Here is a 20908-nt window from a genome sequence, read left to right on the forward strand (position 1 = left end):
TACACCACTCCCATTCTGAGCATCTAAGCTTTCGTGTCAGACTCAAGGTCAAAACTTTAACTCAATTTAACGCAAGACACCATAGTTATTCACTTTCTGTTAACAAAATTCGCCGGATAGCATCGTAAATAATTGTATTTTTACGGGCTAACTTAACATACCTATGGGCAAAATTATTGCAATTGCAAATCAGAAGGGAGGGGTAGGTAAAACCACAACAACAGTTAATCTGGCCGCAGCTTTAGGAGTTCTCGAAAAGAAAGTGTTGTTGATTGATGCTGATCCACAGGCAAATGCTACTTCTGGACTTGGAGTGGATGTTGATAGTATCGAACTAGGAACATATCAGTTACTTGAGCACACCAAAACCGCAGAAGAAACTATTATCGAAACGACATCCCCCAATGTTGATTTGATTCCTTCTCATATTGACTTGGTTGCGATTGAAATAGAATTGGTCGATAAAGATGAGCGGGAATATATGATGAAGAAAGCCGTTACTGACCTCAAGAACCAGTACGATTATATTCTTATTGATTGTGCGCCTTCGTTGGGTCTTTTAACCTTAAATGCTTTGACTGCTGCAGATTCAGTAATTATACCAATTCAATGTGAGTACTTTGCTCTTGAAGGATTAGGTAAACTTCTGAATACTGTGAAAAGTATTCAAAAAATTCATAACGCCGATTTGGATATTGAAGGTATGCTCTTAACCATGTATGATTCAAGGTTGCGACTATCAAATCAAGTAGTTGAAGAGGTTCGAAAACACTTTGAAGATATGGTTTTCGAAACTGTTATTCAGAGAAACGTACGGCTTAGTGAAGCACCTAGTTATGGTGAGAGCATTATCAAATACGATGCAAGTAGCAAAGGTGCCGCCAATTATTTGAATTTGGCGAATGAAGTAGTAAAGAAAAACAAGGAAGTAGTATAAATGGCGAAAGCAACTAGAAAACAGGCCCTAGGTCGTGGACTTTCAGCATTATTGAAAGACCCTGAAAATGATATTCAATCTGCATCAGACAAGAATGCTGACAAAGTTGTTGGCAATATTGTCGAGTTGGATATTGATTCTATTGAAGTAAATCCGTTTCAACCTAGATCTCATTTCAATGACGAGGCGTTACAAGAATTAGCATCTTCCATTCGTGAATTGGGTGTAATACAGCCAATTACAGTTCGAAAGCTTGATTTCAATAAATTTCAGTTGGTTTCTGGGGAAAGAAGATATAGAGCTTCAAAACTTGTTGGTTTAGAAACCATTCCCGCATACATCCGTATTGCAAATGACCAAGAGTCTTTAGAAATGGCCCTGGTTGAAAATATTCAGCGTCAAGATTTAGACCCTATTGAAATAGCACTATCCTATCAACGTTTGATTGATGAAATACAATTAACCCAAGAAAAATTAAGCGACCGTGTTGGAAAGAAGCGTTCGACTATTGCGAACTATATGCGCCTTCTTAAGTTGGACCCTATTATTCAAACTGGAATTCGAGATGGTTTTGTTAGCATGGGGCACGGAAGAGCCTTAGTGAATATTGAGACTAAAGAAGAACAGATTGCTATCTATGAAAAAATTGTTGGCAATAGCCTATCCGTTCGAGATACAGAGCGTTTGGTCAAAGCGCATCATGAAGTATCGGGTGCTATGTCCTCTGGCAAAAAAGATACTCCCGAATTTATAAAAAGTGCTAAAGATGAAATTACCAATCATCTGTCTTCAAAAGTAGCCATTCAAGCTTCGGAAAATGGAAAAGGAAAAATAACCATCCCTTTTCAATCAGAAGAAGAATTTTTACGAATAAAAAAACTAATCCTTGGCAAGTAAACGTCTATTTCTTTCTTTCGTTTTTGCGTTTTTTGCTTTTACCAGTTGGTCGCAAGAAGAAAATAAAAATGCCCCAGAAGTAGATTCTTTAAAAACAAACCTTAAAAATGAAGGACTCGTTATTGTTGATACATTGGTAACTCAAAAAAGAGGAATAAATCCCCTAGCACCAGCAAGAGCAGGTTTTTACTCAGCGGTATTACCAGGTTTAGGTCAAATTTACAATAAGCGTTACTGGAAAGCCCCTATTGTATGGGCAGCAATTGGCGGAGGTGCGTATGCTTATACTTTTTACAATGGAGAATATGACCGATTTAGGACCGCATTTAAAAGAAGAAAAGCTGGTTTTACTGATGATGAATTTTATGACCTAAGACCGGATGACGGTATTACACGAACTACTCCTGAAATTGACGATCAACGTTTAGAAAGGCTACAAAACGACAATCAAAATAGCCGTGATCTTGCCTTACTTGCTACTATTCTTTTATATGCCTTAAATGTTGTGGATGCAAACGTAGATGCTCATTTGAAACAGTTCAATATAGATGATGATTTAGGTTTAGATATGGAATTTCAGCCCTATTTAGATGTGAATCCAATTACGAACAATCCAAACTATGGCTTGGCCTTGACGATAAATTTTTAGAAAATGAAAATTGCCTTATTCGGATATGGGAAAATGGGGAAAATGATCGAACAGGTCGCTTTACAAAGGAGACATACCATCGTTGCCAAAGTCGAAGTGGATACTCCTAATGTTGATTTTTCAAATATGGATGTTGCCATTGATTTCAGTATGCCAGATGCTGCTTTTAGTAATATTTCGAGCTGTATTGAAAATGATGTGCCAATTATTTCCGGAACAACAGGATGGCTGCATGACCATGATAAAGCAGTAGCACTCTGCAAGGAGAAAAAAGGAGGCTTTATTTATGCTTCTAATTTTAGTTTAGGGGTAAACGTTTTTTTTGAGTTGAATGCTTATCTGGCCAAAATGATGAAAGGCTTAGAACAGTATCAAATTTCGATGGAGGAAATACACCATACTCAAAAACTTGATGAACCTAGTGGAACAGCTATAACTTTGGCAGAGGGAATTATTGAAAACACAAGTTACAAGGGATGGAAATTAGATGAAAGCTTAGAAGGGCAAATTCCTATTTCCTCAAAACGAATAGGAAATACCCCAGGTACGCATACTGTTGAGTACCAAAGTAAGGTAGATAGTATTGAAATACAACATACCGCTCACAATAGAGAAGGCTTTGCCCTGGGCGCAGTAATTGCTGCGGAATGGATTGTGGGTAAAACAGGAGTTTTTTCCATGAAAGATGTTCTAGGACTATAAACAAACACAAACCATAAATAAAAGATGGACGCAACACAATGGCTATTATTTATTCTTGTTATTCAAGTCATTCACTTTTTAGGCACTTGGAAACTTTACGTAAAGGCAGGTAGAAAAGCATGGGAGGCGGCCATTCCTATTTATAATGCCATTGTCTTAATGCAGATTATCAATCGACCAAAATGGTGGGTGATCTTACTATTTATACCGATTATTAATCTATTGATGTTTCCGGTAATTTGGGTGGAAACTATACGGAGTTTTGGTAGAAATGGCCTTCTCGAAACTTGGTTGGTGATACTGACTTTAGGTTTTTACATTTACTATGTGAACTATGCGCTTGATGTTACCCATGTCAAAGAGAGAAGTTTACACCCTAGAAGTGTTGCCGGCGAGTGGGTAAGCTCAATAGTTTTTGCAATCGTAGCAGCTACTTTGGTGCATACCTATTTCATACAACCTTATGTAATACCCACGGGGTCTTTGGAACGTACTCTGCGTATTGGCGATTTGTTATTCGTTAGTAAATTTCATTATGGTGCTAGAACACCTACTACAGCCATTGCGGCCCCTATGGTACATGATACTTTACCCGTTTTAGGCATTCCCTCTTATTTGGCAGAGGTGGATAAAGACAAGTACAAAACCTCATGGAAAAACAAACTTCAACTTCCTAATTTTCGATTACCCGGATTTAAGAAAATAAAACGCAATGAAATTGTAGTTTTTAGCTGGCCAGCTGACACAGTACGCTACTTTTTTAAGAGAGAAGAAGGTATTCGCAAGCCTATCGATAAAAAATCGAATTATGTTAAAAGATGTGTTGGTTTGCCAGGTGATTCTCTAGAAATAAAAAATGGTTATGTTTTTGCTAATGGAAAGCAATTGGAATTACCCGATCGTGCAAAACCTATGTACCAGCATATTGTCACCACCAAAAATGACATAACGAGTTATTTTAGAGTTCTAGGAAGAGATAATTTTAGAGGTCGAATTTATCGAGTACCCTTGTCAGTTTTAGAAAAAGAGAGGGCTTCAGAGATAATTGACGCTTCTGATCTTAACGAAATCAAGAGAGATACCTCTAACATATATTTCGCTGGGTACATTTCTAATCAAAATCAGCCCCTTATAAATTTTCTTAGTCCGAAAACAGTTCCAAATATGGGACTGTTCAATATGGTCAAAGAATCTGCAAAAAGTTTTGAAGGGAAAAATGGAATTATTTCAGTTGATCGTTTTGTTGAAACAAATGCACACACCAGAATATTTCCGCAGAGTAAATCACATCAAGGAACGGTTGACAATCTTGGTCCAATTTATATTCCCGAAGAAGGAGCAACAGTTCAACTAAATCTTAATGTTCTGCCTTATTATAAAAAAATCATCCGCGATTATGAAGATCATGAAGTATCGGTAAAAGGAAATCAAGTATTGATAGATGGAGAAGCCACAGATAGTTATACTTTCAAGCAAGATTATTACTGGATGATGGGAGACAATCGCCATGGTTCTGAAGACAGTCGTTCTTGGGGCTATGTGCCCGCAAACCATATTGTTGGAACACCAATTTTTATTTGGATGAGTTTCGACAACTTTGATAAAGGTATGGCAAATTGGCGTCCACGATGGGATCGTATCTTTACCACAGTGCATGGCAGTGGAGAGCCAGTATCTTACTTCAAATATTTCTTAATAGCTTTAGCAGGATGGTTCGCTTTTGACTTTTTTAGAAAAAAGAAAAAACAGAATAAAAACTAATTCGGTTTGAAAACTCTTATTCATCCGACTTATCTTCCTAACATTGCCACCTTTGCCGCAATAGCCCAAAATGATATTTGTTGGGAGGTTTGTGATAATTTTCAAAAACAAACCTATCGCAATCGAACCTACATATGCACAGATCGTGGAAAGTTGATGCTGAACATTCCAATAGAACATGTTGGCAAAGGTAAAGGGCGACAAAAATATAAAGATGTCAAAATCGATTATGATGAAAATTGGCAACGACAGCATTGGCGAACCCTAGAGACCGCCTATCGCACATCACCCTACTTCGAGTATTATGAAGATGACCTTGCACCTCTTTACCATAAGAAACACCAATTTCTACTTGACTTCAACTTAAAATTAATTGAAGTTCTGTCCAATTGCCTACTAATAGAAATGCCTACTCTAAAAACAGAAACATTTGAGCTTGAACCTGAAGATATCAATGATATGCGCTCTTTGGCTGACGCAAAAAAGAAAATTGATTTTAATCAACCTGAATATGTACAGGTCTTCGGTGACCGCCATGGTTTTATTAAAAATTCAAGTATTGTAGATCTACTATTCAACGAAGGAACAAGTGCTTTGGGTTATCTGAAGAATTTAAATTTGAAACACTAAATGCTGCGTTTTTTAATTCACTACGGCATTCATTTTTTAGTCCCTATCGCTATTGGCTTTCTTTTCTTCAAAGAGAATCGCTTCAGAATCAGTATTATTTTGCTTTCAGCGATACTAATTGACCTAGATCACCTTATTGCAAGTCCTATTTTTGATCCTGACCGTTGTAGTATTGGTTTCCATCCTTTACATTCGTTTTGGGCTATCGGAGTTTATTTTTCAATGCTGTTCCTAAAAAAAACTAGAATCTTCGGTATTGCACTTTTAATCCATATTCTTGCAGATCTTACAGATTGTTATCTAATCGGACTTCAGTTCAAGTGACGCCATAGTTGGATAATGGTCTGAATACTTTACATCATAATTTTTATGACTCTTGACTTTAAATTCTGGGTCTGCTAAAATAAAATCAATACGCACGGGCAGACCATGAAAAAGTAGCGTGCGATCATAACCTGTACCTTGTTCAATAAAGGTGTCTTGTTTTTCTCCTTTAATAACTTTATAAGCATTAGAAAACTGAGTGTTGTTAAAATCACCGCAAACTATTTGTTTATAGTTGTTGGCCTTCATACTCTCCTCAAGCATTTTCGCCTGTTGCTGCTGTATTTTAAAACGTTTGTTCAACATTTTAAAAAGTTTGTCTTTGGGTTTATTTTTGATGATTCCTTTGCCTGGAGTAATTCCTAAAGATTGTAAATGGACATTATAAATTCTGATGGTATCCTTTTTATAAAGGACATCTATAAACGCAGCATTATTAGCACTATCAGGAAAACAAACCATATCAAATTTTACAATGGGATATTTAGAATAGAACCCAAGTAATACCTTTCCTTTCATATAAATGTAATCTAGGTAATGATAAGGATAGTCATCTAAATACTCGTTTTTTCTTAGGTAGCCAGGCTCTTGAAAACAAATAATGTCTGGCTGTTCTTGATCTACAAAAGCCTTGACCTTTTCAAAAACATTTGGCACATCAAGGTTGTCGTATCTATTAAAGCTTCTAACATTGTAGCTCATTATACTTAAATCGTCTTCTAAAATTTCTTCTTCAGTTAATTTGAATTTAATAAATGTACCTAGAGAGAAATAACCAAAAACCAATACAAAAACTGAAACGCATACTTGCTTTCTTCTTTTCAGAAGCCAATAAAGGAAAAAGAAAAAATTAAAACCCACTAACAGTGGAACGGTCAAACTCAAAAACGATAGAAAAGAGAAGCGGCCATCAGAAACATGAGGTACTGCACATGCTAAAAGAAGTAAAAGAGCAGCAATTAAATTGCAAGCAAATAATATTTTATTTATTAAGGATAGGGGCTTCACTTAATCAGTCTTTTTTACCTGCTTTGAACAGAAAGTCTTTTTCTGCTTTTGAAAGACTTTCATAGCCTGACTTACTGATTTTATCAAGTATGGTGTCTATTTGATGCTGATGACTATCCTTATCTTGCTTAACTTTAATGCGAGAAGCGGAAGCTTTATTCTTATATACTGTCTTCAAAGGAGCTTTTTTCTCCTTGCTTTTAAACATATTTGCCAATCCGTCTAAGAACTTAGAAAATCCTTCTCCTATATCACGACCGTTCATAAGTTGACGTGCATATAAATACCCTAATAGCGCGCCTCCTAAATGAGCTATTCGCCCCCCAAAATTAGATCCACCAGAACTAATTTGTAAGAGATCTATTAAAACAACAAACAAACCTACTTGCCAAAGTTTTACGTTAAAAAATATAACTCTTATCTCTTGATTGGGTATATAGGTGCAGACAAAAATTAAAACTGCCATAACGCCTGCAGAAGCACCAAGAAGCACTGAATTGCTTTGCAAAAACAGGGCGTCAGTTAATAAAAAGAACATGCCGCCTAGCATGATTCCCAGAAAATAAACATTGATAAATCGTTTATTATCAAAAAGGTTGAGAAGTATTCGTCCAGAAATATAAAGCACGTACATATTCCATAACAAATGAAGAATGCCGCTATGTAAAAAACCGTAAGAAACAAGGGACCAGGGTTGAGACAAAAAATTAGTAAGATTTGCTGGAAGCACAAACCAACCCTCTATCGCTGGAGAAACCAATCTCGTCAACAAACCAATCGCGATAAAAATGATCACATTTATAGCAATCATTTTCTCCGCAATATTCAAGCGCGCATATTGATATCTTAGTCCTCCACTTGCCATATTAGTTCCAACGGTTTTTGTTGAACGAATTTTTTTTCCAGTACCACATTACAATAAATCCAACCACTGCTCCCCCTACATGAGCCATATATGCCGTATTACTAGGGCTAAAGAAAGATTGTCCTGTAACTGCAGAAATAACGTCTAAGAGTATGATTCCAGGAATAAAGTACTTTGCCTTTATAGGAATCGGTAAAAAAATAAGCATCAATTCAGCATTTGGATTCATCAAGCCGAATGCAGCTAAGATACCCATAATACATCCTGATGCACCAACCATTGAAGCATTGTAAATAGGAAATAATTCCTGCAAATTAAATAATTGAGTGTCAGTAAGTGAGGTAATTGTTTTATTTGAAGAAAGCATTTGAACTATCTGATCCCCCGAGAGACCAGAACCAATTAGTTCATCATATATCGGGAGATAGTTAAAATAATAGAATCCCACTTGAAAAAGTGCAGCTCCCAAACCAGCCGAAAAGTAGATAAATAGAAATTTATTCTTTCCTAAATATTGCTCTACTGGACCTCCAAACATCCATAAGGCAAACATATTAAACCCTATATGAGCAAAACCGCCATGCATGAACATATGGGTAATAACTTGCCACAATTGAAAATTCTCATTTTTAGGAAACCACAAAGAAAACCACTCGTACATCATATCTCCATAGAGCGATGTAGCGATAAAAAATAACACATTTACAATTAGAAGGTGTTTTACAGCCTCGGTAAGTCTATTCATTTAAATAAATTTTTTATCAATATCGTTTTCAGTGATTGTAATGTAAACGGGTTTGTTAAATGGACTAACCATTGCTTCCTTACAAGCAAAAAGATCATTTACTAGAGCAATCTGGGACTCCTGCTCTAATATCTCTCCGGTTTTTACGGAAAGGGTTTTTGCCAAAGTCTTTGCTAAAATATCTGTTTGCGAAAAACCATCTCCGCTTATTTCCATTTGAAAATCAGAAATCAGTTGGTCCAATACCATTCCTACTTCGCTTTCTGAAACCTGCACAGGAACTCCCTTTATTTCAACAGTTTCCGATTCCATCTTACTAAAAATAAAACCAATCGTTGTCAAGCTTTCCCTAATATCCTCTAATATTGTAATATCTGAAGGCGAAAAAGAAAGCGATAAGGGAAACAGCAATTGTTGACTTACTGCTTTTTGAATTGTTATGTTTTTTAGAAATTTCTCATACAATACTCTTTGGTGAGCACGACTTTGATCAATAACAATCATACCAGATTTAATGGTTGTCACCACATATTTTCGTCGCAACTGAAAAGTGGTGCTCGTCGATTCGAGAGATTCTTTTTGTTCGTCAAATACCGATCCTGTAATCGTATCAGACTCAAATTGCATACTACTAAATGATACTTCTTTACCAATTTCTGATTCTAAGCCTGCGTACAATCCTTCCCAAGATTTACCGGCTTCGGTACCTACTTTGCGATACGATGCTCTATTCTGCGTTTTACTTTCCCGTTCTTGAAACGGATTAAAACCCGAATCGACAGTCACTCTTGGTAATTGCGCTGCTTTATCCTTATACGCATAAGGTGTTTCTAAATTCTGATCTTGCTCAAAATCTAATGCGGGAACTACATTAAACTGCCCCAAACTATGCTTTAAAGTCGATCGTAAAATCGCGTACAAGGTATGTTCATCATCGAACTTCACCTCTGTTTTTGTTGGATGAATATTTATATCTATGGATGCTGGATCAACTTCTAAATACAAGAAATACCCGGGATAGGTATTTGGTTTTATAAGTCCTTCAAAAGCAGCCACGACTGCATGATGCAAATAAGGACTTTTTATAAACCGATGATTTACGAAGAAGAATTGTTCGCCCCTACTCTTTTTGGCAAACTCTGGTTTGTTTATGAAGCCTGATATTTTGACTACTTGAGTTTCCTCAGTAACCGGAACTAATTTCTGATTTGTTTTCGTTCCAAAAACATTCACTATTCGCTGACGATGATTACTCTTTGGGAGGTTAAACATTTCACTTCCATTATTATGAAAATGAAAGGCAATATTCGGGTGAGCCAAGGCCACTCTATGAAACTCATCTGTAATGTGACGCAATTCTACCTGATTGGATTTTAAAAAATTTCGTCGCGCCGGAATATTGAAAAACAAATTCTTTACCGCCATTGAGGTTCCTTTCGCAGTTGCTCCTACCTCTTGCGAGATAATTTTACTGCCTTCTATTTTTAGAACAGTCCCTAATTCTTCATTCTCAAGTTTCGTTTGCATTTCGACATGAGCAATAGCGGCAATAGATGCCAAAGCTTCCCCTCTAAAACCTTTTGTATTTAATTGAAATAAGTCTTCTGCTTTTTGGATTTTTGAAGTCGCATGACGTTCAAAACTTAAGCGCGCATCTGTGGCGCTCATTCCAATACCATCATCAACAACTTGAATCAATGCTTTGCCTCCATCACGAACAATTAACATAATAGTACCAGCACCTGCATCAATAGCATTTTCAAGAAGTTCTTTTACGACCGAAGCCGGTCGCTGCACTACCTCTCCTGCAGCGATTTGATTCGCAACATGATCTGGCAGAAGTTTAATAAGGTCTGCCATTAGCTAGAAAAGAATATGGATAAGTCGAAATCGATGATATAAAGGAAAATAAGTACTAAAATTGAAATGATAATTAACATACGAACCCTCATGTTTCTATCACCTTGCTTTTTAGCATCTGCAACTACATTATTAAATTTTGCTTTTAACCCTCTATTAGAACCGGCTGTAGTACGAAACTGATCAAACTTGTACTCGATTTTAAACGGATTACCTTCTTTATCACTTTTATAGTAACGAGGTTGGTAATCAAACTCTCTGTTGCGGCGTAATTTCGTGAATTTGCTTATAAATCCCATAGTTTCAAAGTTACTTAAAATCAAAAAATATGCCGCAGTTGAAAAGCCAAAAATTGTTAACAGAATTCTACTGGGAAAACCCTAACAATTTGGCTGTATAAACTAGCTGATCGCAGAGATTGCATGGGTTATACGTCGCAGTCCCTCTTCCAATCTTGATCTAGGGCACGCTAAATTTAGGCGGATATGGCCCGCACCATTCGCTACAAACATATTATCTCCCTCTAAAAGCACGCCGGCTTTATTGGCAAAAAATAAGGTGAGATTTTCCTCAGCTGGCAAATAAGCTTCAACATTTACCCAAGCCAAATAAGTGGCATCTGGAATTTCAAAAAAAGCTTCAGGCAACTGCTCCGCTAAGTAGCTCTTTAAAAATTCAAAATTACCATCAAGATATTTTTTTAAATCTGACAACCATTCTTCCCCATCTCGATATGCTGCTTGGGCAGCTGCTATACTAAGAGGATTATTAATAGGAATCTGTTCCTTTTTCCAAAGGTCTCTTAGGTCATCATTGGGTATTATAATATTTGCAATCATAAAACCAGCCATGTTGAAAGTCTTACTTGGGGCCATACAGGTGATAATCTGATCTGACTCAGGAAAAAGACGGGCTAGAGGCGTAAACGATTTACCAGTTCGTAATAGGTCGCAATGAATCTCATCAGAAATAATCATCACATTGTTCTCCAGACATATTTCACCAAATAGTTTGAGCTCATCATCTGTCCAAATTCGACCTGTCGGATTATGTGGACTGCAGAAAATAGTTAAAGTTACCTTTTCATCTTCCGCTTTTCTTCGAAAATCTTCAAAGTCGATAGTATAGTTTCCATCGTCATAAAGAAGGTCAGAGGTAACCAATTTTCGGTCGCTTCCTTCGGTTGCTAACTTAAAAAAAGCATAGGAAGGTGTCATGATAAGTACCTTCTCATCAGGAGCACAAATGTATTTTACCAGGGCAAATAATGCAGGTATAACACCATGCGACGTAACTAAATGATTTGGGTCAAATTCCCAACGATAATGCTGTTTTGACCATTCTAAAAAAGTTTGTTTGTACTTCGGGTCAAAAATTTGAGAATAGCCAAAAATTCCATGATTTGCTCTTTTCTTGACTGCTTCAACAACAGCTGGAGGAGATGCAAATTCCATGTCGGCAATCCACATGGGTATCAATTCTTCATCTTTATAATCAGAATCAAATTTCGCACTATTTCCAAATAAGTAACCGCGATAGCCTCCTAAACTCATTGCATTGGTATTGCGGCGGTCTATAATTTCGTTAAAATTGTATTTCATAATCTTCAAGCGTATCTGCCTGAAAATTACATTTTAATATCGAATTGAAAAGATCGGAATAAAGAAATTATTTTCCGAGTGAAGCCATTTTAATAGCGGCAATAGCAGCTTCTGTTCCTTTATTGCCATGTTTGCCACCGCTACGTTCTTGAGCTTGTAGCAAAGTATTATCCGTGAGCACACAAAAAATTACAGGAATATCGTAAACAACATTTAAATCTTTAATGCCCTGAGCAGTAGCACTACAAACAAAATCGAAGTGTTTGGTTTCACCTTGAATTACACTTCCTATGGCAATGACAGCATCTACCTCGGTATCTGTTATCATTTTTTTACACCCGAAAGTCAATTCGAAACTACCAGGAACATTCCAACGGGTAATATTTTCCGATTGCGCTCCACAATCCAAAAGAGCTTCCAGAGCTCCTGTAAAAAGACCTTCAGTAATTTCAGCATTCCATTCAGAAACAACAATCCCAAACCGAAGATCCTTCGCGTTTGGGATTGTTGCCTTATCGTAAACCGATAAATTTTTATTTGCTGTGGCCATTACTTTCCACTTTTGGCCATTCCAATAAAGGCATCTATACTAGCAGCCTCATCAGACTTTGAAAATTCGTCCTTAATTCTTTGAAAAAAGCCTAAGGCCTTATCCTTTTGATTCAACTCTAAGGCAGTAACTCCTGCTTTATATAAGAATTTTGGAGTAGTATAGTCATTTGCGTTATGACCAATTGCCTTCTCGTAGTATCCCAAAGCATCAGCTGGTTGCCCTAATTGCATGAAAGCATCACCTAATCCGCCTTTGGCTAAAGCTCCTAAAACAGCATCATCGGAAGAAAAATCTTCTAAATGATCAATCGCTTCTTGATACTGATTCATATTCATATATGCCATTCCAGCAGAATAGCTTGCCAAGTTCGCCGCTTTCGTTCCGCTATACTCGTCAATAATATCTAAGAATCCGTATTTACCATCTGCACCATTCAAAGCCAAATTGAATAAAGAATCTTTCTCCGTTGCACTATTAACAGCTTGATCAAAATACTGCTGTGGATAATACATCTCATTTGCCGCACTTTCTTCTTTAGGATTCTGTACAAATTGATTGTATGCCAAATAACCTAAAACACCAACTGCTATAACCCCAATAACTCCCAAAATGTAATTTTGGTTTTTCGCAACCCACTCTTCACTCCGCGATGCACTTTCATCTAAGGTGCTAAATACCTCAGCTGTTGTGCTTTCGTTTTCATCAAACTGTTGTTGTTCTGCTTTGTTTTTGGGTTTAAAACCTCTCTTTTTATATGTGGCCATCAGAATTTTTATTGATCGCGCAAAAATAAAGTTTTTATTGAAATCGTGAGCCGTATTTATTCGTTATTTTTCGATATTTTGCATCTTCTTAGTCCTCTCGAATCAAAAATCCTTCAGCAACAGAATGCTTCTAAAGAATTTATCACTTATTAATTACAAGAATTTCGAAGCTAAAGACTTTGATTTTGATGCTAAAATCAACTGTTTTGTCGGAGCTAACGGTATTGGAAAAACCAATGCTCTAGATGCTATTTATCATCTCTCATTAGGCAAAAGTTACTTTAACCCTGTAGCGACGCAAAATATTCGTCATGAATCTGATTTCTTTGTAATTGATGGAACTTTCGAAAAAGAAGACCGAGAAGAAAAAATTGTTTGCAGTCTAAAACGAGGGGCAAAAAAAATCATAAAACGAAATGCCAAGGCCTATGAGCGACTTTCAGATCATATTGGCCTTCTCCCCTTAGTTATAATATCCCCATCAGATCGCGACCTTATTATAGAAGGTAGTGACACCCGAAGAAAATTTATGGATGGTGTAATTTCACAATCTGACAAGGGGTATTTGCAAAGCTTAATCAAATACAATAAAGTACTATCGCAACGCAACTCACTTCTAAAATATTTCGCCGTCAATCAGACTTTTGACGCCACTACCCTATCAGTGTATAACGAGCAACTGGTGGAATATGGCACTCCTATTTTTGAAAAAAGGGTAGCCTTTTTAGAGGCGTTTATTCCCATATTTAAAGAGCAGTATGCTGTAATTTCGGGTGGCAATGAAAATGTTTCCCTCAACTACGAATCCAAACTAATAGATAGTGATTTGCTTTCCCTCCTCGAAAAAAATATTGATCGAGATAAGGCGCTGCAGTATACCAGTGTGGGAATCCATAAGGATGATCTTAGTTTTAAAATTACGGATTATCCGATTAAAAAATTTGGAAGTCAGGGACAACAGAAATCCTTTTTAATTGCTTTAAAATTCGCACAGTTCCACTTTATTAAAGAGTTGGCGCAGACAACGCCAATATTGCTCCTTGATGATATTTTTGATAAACTCGATGAAAACCGAGTAGCACAAATCATTGCTTTGGTTGATAATGAAAATTTTGGACAAATTTTTATCAGCGATACGCACCCAGAACGGACAGAAAATGTGGTAAAGAACATTCATCAATCTTATAAAATCTTTAAATTGTAGTATGAAGAATTTTCTATGCCTCCTTTCTTGTATTATTTTCTTCGGATGTACCACAAATGTGAGTTCTGAAGATCTAAAGAACCTTAATGGATACTGGGAAATCGAACAAGTGACTTTCCCAAATGGAGAAACCAAAGAATTCACCATTAATCCAACGGTTGATTATATTGAATTAGAAGGATTAAAAGGTTTCCGGAAAAAAGTACAACCAAAGTTCGACGGAAGCTTTACAACTTCGAATGATGCTGAACCTTTTACTATCAAGTCCAATAACGGAGTTTTTGAATTCCATTACAAGAATAAAATGAGTGAATGGAAAGAAGAAATAAAATCAATTTCAACCGATAATTTTTCGGTTACAAATCAAGATACACTCACCTATAGCTACAAACGTTTTCAACCTATAAATGTCACTGAATAATGGCGAAACGAAAAAGTAATAATCTCAATATGGGTGAAGCTCTGCAAGAATTTCTTAAAAAGAATAAGCTTGAAAAAGGCATGGATAAAGTAAATGCCCAAGAGGCTTGGAAAAAATTAATGGGTAATGGCGTCGATAACTATACAACTGCCGTGGAATTGAGAAATGAGACTCTTTTTGTTTCCCTATCCTCTTCTGTCCTACGAGAAGAATTAAGCCACGGTAAATCAAAAATAATCGCCATGCTGAATGAGGAATTGGGGAAGGAGTTGGTAAAGAAATTGGTTTTAAGGTAAATAACCTCGGGGCAATCCCGCGAGGCATTAAAAGGAAAATTAACATTGATTTCGACGCAAGCGTCGGAGCATTTTAAATCTCGATTATCGAGTAAAAAAGAACCCAACAAGTAAAACCTGCTGGGTCCAAATCATATAGTGTAGTTCGTTTAGTAAATCTCTCTGCCAGAAAAGTGAAAAGCACCCTCAATAGCTGCATTTTCATCGCTATCAGAACCGTGAACCGCATTCTCTCCGATACTGGTCGCAAATAATTTGCGAATAGTTCCTTCAGCAGCTTCTGCTGGGTTTGTTGCCCCGATCAAAGCACGAAAATCTTCTACAGCATTATCTTTTTCTAAAATAGCAGATACAATTGGTCCTCTAGTCATAAATGCAACCAATTCGCCATAGAATGGACGTTCGCTATGAACAGCATAGAATTCTTGTGCATCTCTCTTGCTCAACTGTGTATATTTCATCGCCACAATTTTAAAGCCAGCAGATGTAATTTTATCTAAAATTCCACCAATATGTCCGTTCTCAACAGCATCAGGCTTAATCATTGTAAAAGTTCTATTTGTCGTCATGTTTCAAAATTTTGTGCAAAAATACAGTTTATTTAAGAATCGACAACTTTTAGTAAGACTGTCTTAACTCACCAAGAATCGCCCCACCATCTCCTAACATTTTAAAAACAACCTCATCTTTATCGAAATCAAACTCCAAAACCCCAAAACTTTCAGTACTTACTACTTCGCCCACTCGAAACGGGTTCGGCTCACCACTAAATTTAGAATAGGCATGGGTCAATCCACTACTAGTGAAATCGATCAGCGGATATGCCAACCCTTCAACTTTAGTCTTTGAAAACTCCGAAATATGACGGTCACCAGAAAGGACTATAACTCCCTCGGCGTTTGAAGCTGCAATCATGGTTTTAAGTTTATCCACCTCATGAGGGAAATTGCCCCAACATTCGAATCCGTGTTGATTGGATAAAAATTGAACACTGCTCACAATTACATTAAAATCAGCTTTAGAATTTGAAAGTGTTTCGTTAAGCCAATTCCACTGAATCTCTCCTAAAACAGTTCCTTGACCATACTCATTGGGTTTATTTCTTTTTTTAGTTTCTGTATCCTTAGTTAAAGCTGTGCGAAAGTATCTTGTATCTAAAACGATAACTTTTACCTTTCCCTTAGGGGAATTGTAGTCGTGAACGGCATAAACACCTTCTTGTTTTCTTCTGGGGCTATCCTTTGAAACATCTAAAAAATCTAATAATTCTTGTTGACTTTCTCCTTTAGCCTCGAACTCTACTCCGCCATCATTCAATCCGTAGTCATGATCATCCCAAGAACCAATAATTGGAACTTTGCTTTTAAGACTTTTATAACCCGTTATTTCATTCTGGGCGTTATAGATGTTTCTCAATTTTACCATATCGCCGGTATCCGCGTAGATGATATCTCCTCCCCATATCCAAACATCGGGATTACTTGCTTCGACATCATCCCAAAGTAAATTGGGCAAATCATGTTTATTGCAAGAACCAAATGCAATGGTAAAATCGCCGGAAACATCAATCTCTTTAGAAATTGACGTACTTGATTTACAAGAAATTAACATTATTAAAAAAGATATATAATGAAGGTATTTAGTCATCTCATTTTGTTTTTAGCTACCCGTAAAAATAGGATTTTACAATTTACCAATCTGTTATATTATTGTATCTTTGCGCGCATGAATTTAAAGGATGTAAAAGCCGTAAAAGAACTGCTTTCTGTACCGCAGAAAATTGCTATTATACCCCATAAAAATCCGGATGGGGATGCTATTGGTTCAACTTTGGCATTGTGGCATTATTTAAAAAACAGAGGGCAAGAAGCAACGATAGTCTCCCCCAATGATTACCCGAAGTTCTTAAAATGGATGCCAGGTAATGAGCACATCCTAAATTTTGAAACTAAAAACTCCCAGGCACTTTCAGCAATTAATGAAGCAACTCTTATTTTCACATTAGACTTTAATCACTTTGGTCGCACGGGACAGTTAGCTCCAATTTTAGAAGCTTCCAAAGCGAAATATATAATGATTGATCATCATCAGTCACCTGCCGATTATGCAGAAATAACCTATTCAGATGTAGCGATGAGCTCCACCTGTGAAATGGTGTATAATTTTATTGAGTTTCTTGGTGATACGGATAAAGTCACCTCTGAAATGGCTAATTGTATCTATACAGGCATTATGACGGATACGGGCTCTTTCAAATTTCACGCTACTACAAGTCAAACACATCGTATCGTAGCAGACCTTATTGATAAAGGAGCCGAGAAAACAGCAATACACAATCATATTTACGATACGAATTCTCCCAGTCGATTGCATCTACTAGGTTGTGCTTTAAAAAACATGGTGATTTTAGAGGAGTTTCGCACTGCTTATATCACCTTAAGTCAAGAAGAATTGGATGCCTACAACTATCAAAAAGGAGACACTGAAGGTTTTGTAAACTATGGGCTCACCCTAGAAGGTATAAGCTTTGCTGTCATTTTTATAGAGAATAAAGAAGAAGGTATTATCAAAATTTCTTTCCGGTCACAAGGAGATTTCTCCGTGAATGAATTTGCACGCAGTCATTTTAATGGTGGTGGTCATGACAATGCTGCTGGCGGGCGAAGTGAAGTATCCATGGAAAAAACAGCAAAATATTTCGTTTCTCTTTTAAAGGATTATAAAGATAAATTAATCGCATGAAGCATCTAATTTGCATACTAATTTTGGCCGCTCTTATCAGTTGTGAAGGCCCATCACCAAGGCATCCGGTAAAAAGAAATACCACTAGTTCCATACAAGTATCCATAGAGCGAAGTAAAAAACTATTGGCCCTAGAAGAAGCCATGATACAACAAGTAATAGCAAAGGACTCTTTGAATACATATGTCAACAGTGACACAGGATCTTGGTACTACTACAACAAAAAGAATCAGTCTGCAAACTATATGGCCCAACCTGATGACTTAGTAACACTTACTTACAATATTTTAACGCTTACAAATGATACTATCTATAGTATGCAAGATGTAGGTATCTTGAAGTATAAGGTAGACAAGCAAGAGTTTTTTCCTGGATTACGTAATAGCGTAAAGCTGCTCAAGGAGAATGAGACCGCTACCTTTCTGTTTCCATCTTCTTTAGGCTATGGCTATCCTGGTGATGGAGACAAAATAGGAATTAACATGCCTTTGAAATCGACCATTGCAATTGTGAAAATTGAAAAGGAAAATGATACCCTTTAATTATTAAACTGCAACTATTGATTACTAAAAAATTAAAAATGAAACCAATGAAAAAAGTATATGTATTATTCCTAGTGCTTTCACTAGCTCTTTCAGGTTGTAAATCCAGCAAATATGCTGATTTAAGTGATGGGCTTTATGCCGATATTCAGACCACCAAAGGTGATATATTAGTAAAGTTAGCTTATGAAAAAACTCCTGTGACTGTAGCCAATTTTGTTTCTTTAGCTGAAGGGACTAGTACTTTCGTAAAAGAGGACCTTAAGGGTAAAAAATATTATGATGGCCTTATTTTTCATAGAGTCATGAAAGATTTTATGATTCAAGGAGGAGACCCTCTTGGAAACGGTACAGGAGGTCCTGGATATAAGTTTATGGATGAATTTCATGATTCATTACTACATGATAGAAAAGGTATGATTTCGATGGCTAACCCAGGCCCTCCTGATACCAATGGTAGTCAATTTTTTATTACCCATGGTGCCGCTCCTTGGTTAAACGGAAAACATTCAATTTTTGGTGAAGTTGCCTTAGGTCTTGAGGTGGTTGATTCTATTGCGAATACCCCCGTGGGTGCAAAAAATAGACCCAATCAAGAGATGGTGATGAATAAAATAGAGATCATTCGAAACGGCAAAGCTGCTAAAAACTTTGATGCAGTCGAAGTAATGACTGATTACTTTTCTAAAGAAGGAGAGCGACTTGCAGCTATCGAGGCAGAAAAACAAGCTAAAATAGCTGCCGTAAATAAGTTAAAAGAAACCTTTGCTGCAGAAATAATGGATCAAAAAGCAAAAGCAAAAACGCTACCATCAGGACTTAAAATATTGAGCTTGGTAGATTCAAAAGGAGAAAAACCCCGATTAGGTTCAAAAGTCTTAGTAAACTATGCTGGTTTCCTAGAAAACGGGACCTTGTTCGACACAAGCGAAAAAGAAGTTGCTGAAAAATTTGGCATGTTTGAACAAATCAATCAGATGCACAGGGGCAACTTAACCCCAAGCCCTATGGATTATAGTTCAGATTCGCCTTTAGTTCCAGGGTTTCGTGAAGGATTACTTAGCATGAAAGTTGGTGATAAAGTACGTTTGTTTTTTCCTGCACATTTGGGGTGGGGCGATCAAGGTTCTGGGCCCATACCTCCGAATTCAGATATTGTATTTGATGTAGAAATCATGTCTATTGTTAAATAAACTTTAAAATCCAGCTTAAACGCTGGATTTTTTATTTCCGCCGTGAACTAAAACATTTTGTATTTTCAATCCGTTATACAATTAAATTTCTATTGCTATGAAAAAAAACTGTATCAGACTTGTTCTCATTTGTTTGTTATTCTCAACAACATCTTGTAATTCATCTTCAGATGAGCCAATTGTTAGTGACGAAATCGCAGAAGATCAGACGCCGATGGATGACCCAGTAGATATCACCCAGACATCATCTAGCTCTTTTGTAGCAGATCATGGGCAATTACGTATTGAAGGTACAAAGATTGTCGATAAGGATGGTGAAGTTGTGCAGTTAAGAGGTATGTCCTTTTTCTGGAGCCAGTGGGCGGGAGAATATTATACGTCTCAAACCGTGAAGTGGCTCAAGGAAGATTGGCAATGTAATGTGGTAAGGGCGGCTATGGGAGTTGATGAAGGTGGTGATGCATATATCGCGAATCCTGAAAGGGAAAAACAAAAAATTTTTACAATAATCGATGCTGCCATTGCTGAAGGTATTTATGTTATTGTAGACTGGCACTCACATCATGCCGAAGATTATGTTGCTGATGCAAAATCTTTTTTCGATGAAGTTTCTAAGAAATACGGAGATACGCCCAATATTATTTATGAGACTTATAATGAGCCCTTAGATGTCTCATGGTCAGGCACTTTAAAAGCTTACCATGAAGATGTATTAGCAACTATTCGTGCTAATGATCCCGATAACATAGTTATCTGCGGTACACGCACATGGTCACAAAGAGTTGATGAAGTCATCGGAAATAAAATTGATGATGCCAATGTAGCCTATACGCTACATTATTATTCAGCTACTCACAAACAAGAACTTCGCGATATAGCACAACAAGCGATTGATAATAATATTCCCATTTTTGTCACTGAATACGGAGTCTCAGAAGCCTCAGGCGATGGTTCTATTGATATTGCTGAATCGAATGCTTGGTGGGATTTTCTCGACACTAATGATATTGGCTGGTGCAACTGGTCAATTGTTGATAAAGAAGAGCTTTCAGCTGCATTAAAACCTGGAGCAAGTACCTCAGGGAATTGGCCCATGAATCAACTTACAGAATCGGGTACTATGGTTCGAGCGGAGATAAAAGCCAAAAACCCCAACTATAGCGACTAGCAATAACTAGTTCACTCTACCATTCAACGATTTATACCTTAAGTTT

Annotated in this window: 24 protein-coding genes; 14 read left to right on the forward strand and 10 right to left on the reverse strand. The window is 36.9% G+C overall.

Annotated features, from left to right (window positions below):
* Positions 1 to 163: 163 nt before the first annotated feature.
* From ACKWCD_RS05390 to ACKWCD_RS05420, 7 genes are read left to right on the forward strand one after another with little or no spacing between them, the layout of a single operon-like run.
* A complete protein-coding gene (locus ACKWCD_RS05390; protein ID WP_413982906.1) occupies positions 164 to 937 on the forward strand; it encodes a ParA family protein in 774 nt (257 codons plus the stop codon).
* The gene (locus ACKWCD_RS05395) at positions 938 to 1834 is read left to right on the forward strand and encodes a ParB/RepB/Spo0J family partition protein (protein ID WP_413982907.1); all 897 of its coding nucleotides are present in this window, start codon (positions 938 to 940) and stop codon (positions 1832 to 1834) included. It begins immediately after the preceding gene.
* Positions 1824 to 2483, forward strand: a complete 660-nt coding sequence (locus ACKWCD_RS05400; protein WP_413982908.1) for a DUF5683 domain-containing protein — start codon at positions 1824 to 1826, stop codon at positions 2481 to 2483. The genes ACKWCD_RS05395 and ACKWCD_RS05400 overlap by 11 nt, the downstream gene beginning before the upstream one ends.
* Positions 2484 to 2486: 3 nt before the next feature.
* Positions 2487 to 3185: a 4-hydroxy-tetrahydrodipicolinate reductase gene (dapB, locus tag ACKWCD_RS05405; RefSeq protein ID WP_413982909.1), complete on the forward strand. Its 699-nt coding sequence runs from the start codon at positions 2487 to 2489 to the stop codon at positions 3183 to 3185.
* 24 nt (positions 3186 to 3209) lie between these two features.
* Complete coding sequence (gene lepB / locus ACKWCD_RS05410; protein WP_413982910.1) at positions 3210 to 4946, forward strand: signal peptidase I; 1737 nt, start codon at positions 3210 to 3212, stop codon at positions 4944 to 4946.
* 6 nt (positions 4947 to 4952) lie between these two features.
* Positions 4953 to 5576 carry a WbqC family protein gene (locus ACKWCD_RS05415; protein WP_413982911.1) on the forward strand — a complete coding sequence of 208 codons (624 nt, stop codon included), beginning with the start codon at positions 4953 to 4955 and terminating at the stop codon, positions 5574 to 5576.
* Positions 5577 to 5900: a DUF6122 family protein gene (locus ACKWCD_RS05420; RefSeq protein WP_413982912.1), complete on the forward strand. Its 324-nt coding sequence runs from the start codon at positions 5577 to 5579 to the stop codon at positions 5898 to 5900.
* Here ACKWCD_RS05420 and ACKWCD_RS05425 read toward each other — a convergent pair.
* From ACKWCD_RS05425 to ACKWCD_RS05460, 8 genes are all read right to left on the reverse strand, one after another.
* Positions 5877 to 6908, reverse strand: a complete 1032-nt coding sequence (locus ACKWCD_RS05425) for an endonuclease/exonuclease/phosphatase family protein (RefSeq protein WP_413982913.1) — start codon at positions 6906 to 6908, stop codon at positions 5877 to 5879. The two genes, ACKWCD_RS05420 and ACKWCD_RS05425, sit on opposite strands and share 24 nt — an antisense overlap.
* A gap of 4 nt (positions 6909 to 6912) precedes the next feature.
* Entirely contained in the window at positions 6913 to 7773 is an 861-nt protein-coding gene (locus ACKWCD_RS05430; RefSeq protein ID WP_413982914.1) for a rhomboid family intramembrane serine protease, read from the reverse strand.
* A 1-nt stretch (position 7774) separates the two neighbouring features.
* Positions 7775 to 8518 carry a rhomboid family intramembrane serine protease gene (locus ACKWCD_RS05435; protein WP_413982915.1) on the reverse strand — a complete coding sequence of 248 codons (744 nt, stop codon included), beginning with the start codon at positions 8516 to 8518 and terminating at the stop codon, positions 7775 to 7777.
* The gene (mutL, locus tag ACKWCD_RS05440) at positions 8519 to 10378 is read right to left on the reverse strand and encodes a DNA mismatch repair endonuclease MutL (protein ID WP_413982916.1); all 1860 of its coding nucleotides are present in this window, start codon (positions 10376 to 10378) and stop codon (positions 8519 to 8521) included.
* A complete protein-coding gene (locus tag ACKWCD_RS05445) occupies positions 10378 to 10677 on the reverse strand; it encodes a riboflavin synthase subunit beta (protein ID WP_413982917.1) in 300 nt (99 codons plus the stop codon). The genes mutL and ACKWCD_RS05445 overlap by 1 nt, the downstream gene beginning before the upstream one ends.
* 102 nt (positions 10678 to 10779) lie before the next feature.
* The gene (locus ACKWCD_RS05450; RefSeq protein ID WP_413982918.1) at positions 10780 to 11979 is read right to left on the reverse strand and encodes a MalY/PatB family protein; all 1200 of its coding nucleotides are present in this window, start codon (positions 11977 to 11979) and stop codon (positions 10780 to 10782) included.
* A gap of 67 nt (positions 11980 to 12046) precedes the next feature.
* Positions 12047 to 12529, reverse strand: a complete 483-nt coding sequence (gene ribH, locus ACKWCD_RS05455; protein WP_413982919.1) for a 6,7-dimethyl-8-ribityllumazine synthase — start codon at positions 12527 to 12529, stop codon at positions 12047 to 12049.
* Positions 12529 to 13296, reverse strand: coding sequence for a tetratricopeptide repeat protein (locus ACKWCD_RS05460; protein ID WP_413982920.1), 768 nt, complete (start codon positions 13294 to 13296; stop codon positions 12529 to 12531). The genes ribH and ACKWCD_RS05460 overlap by 1 nt, the downstream gene beginning before the upstream one ends.
* 124 nt (positions 13297 to 13420) lie before the next feature.
* On the opposite strand from ACKWCD_RS05460, the gene recF reads away from it, so the two are divergent.
* Genes recF through ACKWCD_RS05475 form a run of 3 tightly spaced genes read left to right on the forward strand, consistent with a single transcriptional unit; the run spans position 13421 to position 15217 of the window.
* Entirely contained in the window at positions 13421 to 14500 is a 1080-nt protein-coding gene (recF, locus tag ACKWCD_RS05465) for a DNA replication/repair protein RecF (protein WP_413982921.1), read from the forward strand.
* A 1-nt stretch (position 14501) separates the two neighbouring features.
* Positions 14502 to 14921 (forward strand): hypothetical protein, encoded by a 420-nt coding sequence (locus tag ACKWCD_RS05470; protein WP_413982922.1) that lies wholly within the window; start codon positions 14502 to 14504, stop codon positions 14919 to 14921.
* Positions 14921 to 15217, forward strand: a complete 297-nt coding sequence (locus ACKWCD_RS05475) for a DciA family protein (protein WP_413982923.1) — start codon at positions 14921 to 14923, stop codon at positions 15215 to 15217. The genes ACKWCD_RS05470 and ACKWCD_RS05475 overlap by 1 nt, the downstream gene beginning before the upstream one ends.
* A 149-nt stretch (positions 15218 to 15366) precedes the next feature.
* On the opposite strand, the gene ACKWCD_RS05480 is transcribed toward ACKWCD_RS05475, so the two are convergent.
* A complete protein-coding gene (locus ACKWCD_RS05480; protein WP_413982924.1) occupies positions 15367 to 15786 on the reverse strand; it encodes a nucleoside-diphosphate kinase in 420 nt (139 codons plus the stop codon).
* A 49-nt stretch (positions 15787 to 15835) separates the two neighbouring features.
* Positions 15836 to 16864, reverse strand: coding sequence for an alkaline phosphatase D family protein (locus ACKWCD_RS05485; RefSeq protein WP_413982925.1), 1029 nt, complete (start codon positions 16862 to 16864; stop codon positions 15836 to 15838).
* Positions 16865 to 16942: 78 nt separating this feature from the next.
* On the opposite strand from ACKWCD_RS05485, the gene ACKWCD_RS05490 reads away from it, so the two are divergent.
* The 4 genes from ACKWCD_RS05490 (at position 16943) to ACKWCD_RS05505 (ending at position 20862) form a co-directional block, all read left to right on the forward strand.
* Positions 16943 to 17959: a DHH family phosphoesterase gene (locus tag ACKWCD_RS05490; RefSeq protein WP_413982926.1), complete on the forward strand. Its 1017-nt coding sequence runs from the start codon at positions 16943 to 16945 to the stop codon at positions 17957 to 17959.
* The gene (gene gldI / locus ACKWCD_RS05495; protein WP_413982927.1) at positions 17956 to 18501 is read left to right on the forward strand and encodes a gliding motility-associated peptidyl-prolyl isomerase GldI; all 546 of its coding nucleotides are present in this window, start codon (positions 17956 to 17958) and stop codon (positions 18499 to 18501) included. Before ACKWCD_RS05490 ends, gldI begins: the two co-directional genes overlap by 4 nt.
* A gap of 47 nt (positions 18502 to 18548) precedes the next feature.
* A complete protein-coding gene (locus ACKWCD_RS05500) occupies positions 18549 to 19694 on the forward strand; it encodes a peptidylprolyl isomerase (RefSeq protein ID WP_413982928.1) in 1146 nt (381 codons plus the stop codon).
* A gap of 97 nt (positions 19695 to 19791) precedes the next feature.
* The gene (locus tag ACKWCD_RS05505; protein WP_413982929.1) at positions 19792 to 20862 is read left to right on the forward strand and encodes a glycoside hydrolase family 5 protein; all 1071 of its coding nucleotides are present in this window, start codon (positions 19792 to 19794) and stop codon (positions 20860 to 20862) included.
* Positions 20863 to 20908: the final 46 nt, after the last annotated feature.

It is taken from the genome of Maribacter taeanensis (assembly GCF_047345145.1).
Lineage (GTDB): Bacteria > Bacteroidota > Bacteroidia > Flavobacteriales > Flavobacteriaceae > Maribacter_C.

Bases quoted from the DNA above. Each gene is read 5' to 3' on its own strand.
- ACKWCD_RS05390 (WP_413982906.1), top strand. From the start codon at position 164: ATGGGCAAAATTATTGCAATTGCAAATCAGAAGGGAGGGGTAGGTAAA.
- ACKWCD_RS05395 (WP_413982907.1), top strand. From the start codon at position 938: ATGGCGAAAGCAACTAGAAAACAGGCCCTAGGTCGTGGACTTTCAGCA.
- dapB (WP_413982909.1), top strand. From the start codon at position 2,487: ATGAAAATTGCCTTATTCGGATATGGGAAAATGGGGAAAATGATCGAA.
- lepB (WP_413982910.1), top strand. From the start codon at position 3,210: ATGGACGCAACACAATGGCTATTATTTATTCTTGTTATTCAAGTCATT.
- ACKWCD_RS05420 (WP_413982912.1), top strand. From the start codon at position 5,577: ATGCTGCGTTTTTTAATTCACTACGGCATTCATTTTTTAGTCCCTATC.
- ACKWCD_RS05430 (WP_413982914.1), bottom strand. From the start codon at position 7,773: ATGGCAAGTGGAGGACTAAGATATCAATATGCGCGCTTGAATATTGCG.
- ACKWCD_RS05435 (WP_413982915.1), bottom strand. From the start codon at position 8,518: ATGAATAGACTTACCGAGGCTGTAAAACACCTTCTAATTGTAAATGTG.
- mutL (WP_413982916.1), bottom strand. From the start codon at position 10,378: ATGGCAGACCTTATTAAACTTCTGCCAGATCATGTTGCGAATCAAATC.
- ACKWCD_RS05445 (WP_413982917.1), bottom strand. From the start codon at position 10,677: ATGGGATTTATAAGCAAATTCACGAAATTACGCCGCAACAGAGAGTTT.
- ACKWCD_RS05450 (WP_413982918.1), bottom strand. From the start codon at position 11,979: ATGAAATACAATTTTAACGAAATTATAGACCGCCGCAATACCAATGCA.
- ribH (WP_413982919.1), bottom strand. From the start codon at position 12,529: ATGGCCACAGCAAATAAAAATTTATCGGTTTACGATAAGGCAACAATC.
- ACKWCD_RS05460 (WP_413982920.1), bottom strand. From the start codon at position 13,296: ATGGCCACATATAAAAAGAGAGGTTTTAAACCCAAAAACAAAGCAGAA.
- recF (WP_413982921.1), top strand. From the start codon at position 13,421: ATGCTTCTAAAGAATTTATCACTTATTAATTACAAGAATTTCGAAGCT.
- ACKWCD_RS05470 (WP_413982922.1), top strand. From the start codon at position 14,502: ATGAAGAATTTTCTATGCCTCCTTTCTTGTATTATTTTCTTCGGATGT.
- ACKWCD_RS05475 (WP_413982923.1), top strand. From the start codon at position 14,921: ATGGCGAAACGAAAAAGTAATAATCTCAATATGGGTGAAGCTCTGCAA.
- ACKWCD_RS05480 (WP_413982924.1), bottom strand. From the start codon at position 15,786: ATGACGACAAATAGAACTTTTACAATGATTAAGCCTGATGCTGTTGAG.
- ACKWCD_RS05485 (WP_413982925.1), bottom strand. From the start codon at position 16,864: ATGACTAAATACCTTCATTATATATCTTTTTTAATAATGTTAATTTCT.
- ACKWCD_RS05490 (WP_413982926.1), top strand. From the start codon at position 16,943: ATGAATTTAAAGGATGTAAAAGCCGTAAAAGAACTGCTTTCTGTACCG.
- gldI (WP_413982927.1), top strand. From the start codon at position 17,956: ATGAAGCATCTAATTTGCATACTAATTTTGGCCGCTCTTATCAGTTGT.
- ACKWCD_RS05500 (WP_413982928.1), top strand. From the start codon at position 18,549: ATGAAAAAAGTATATGTATTATTCCTAGTGCTTTCACTAGCTCTTTCA.
- ACKWCD_RS05505 (WP_413982929.1), top strand. From the start codon at position 19,792: ATGAAAAAAAACTGTATCAGACTTGTTCTCATTTGTTTGTTATTCTCA.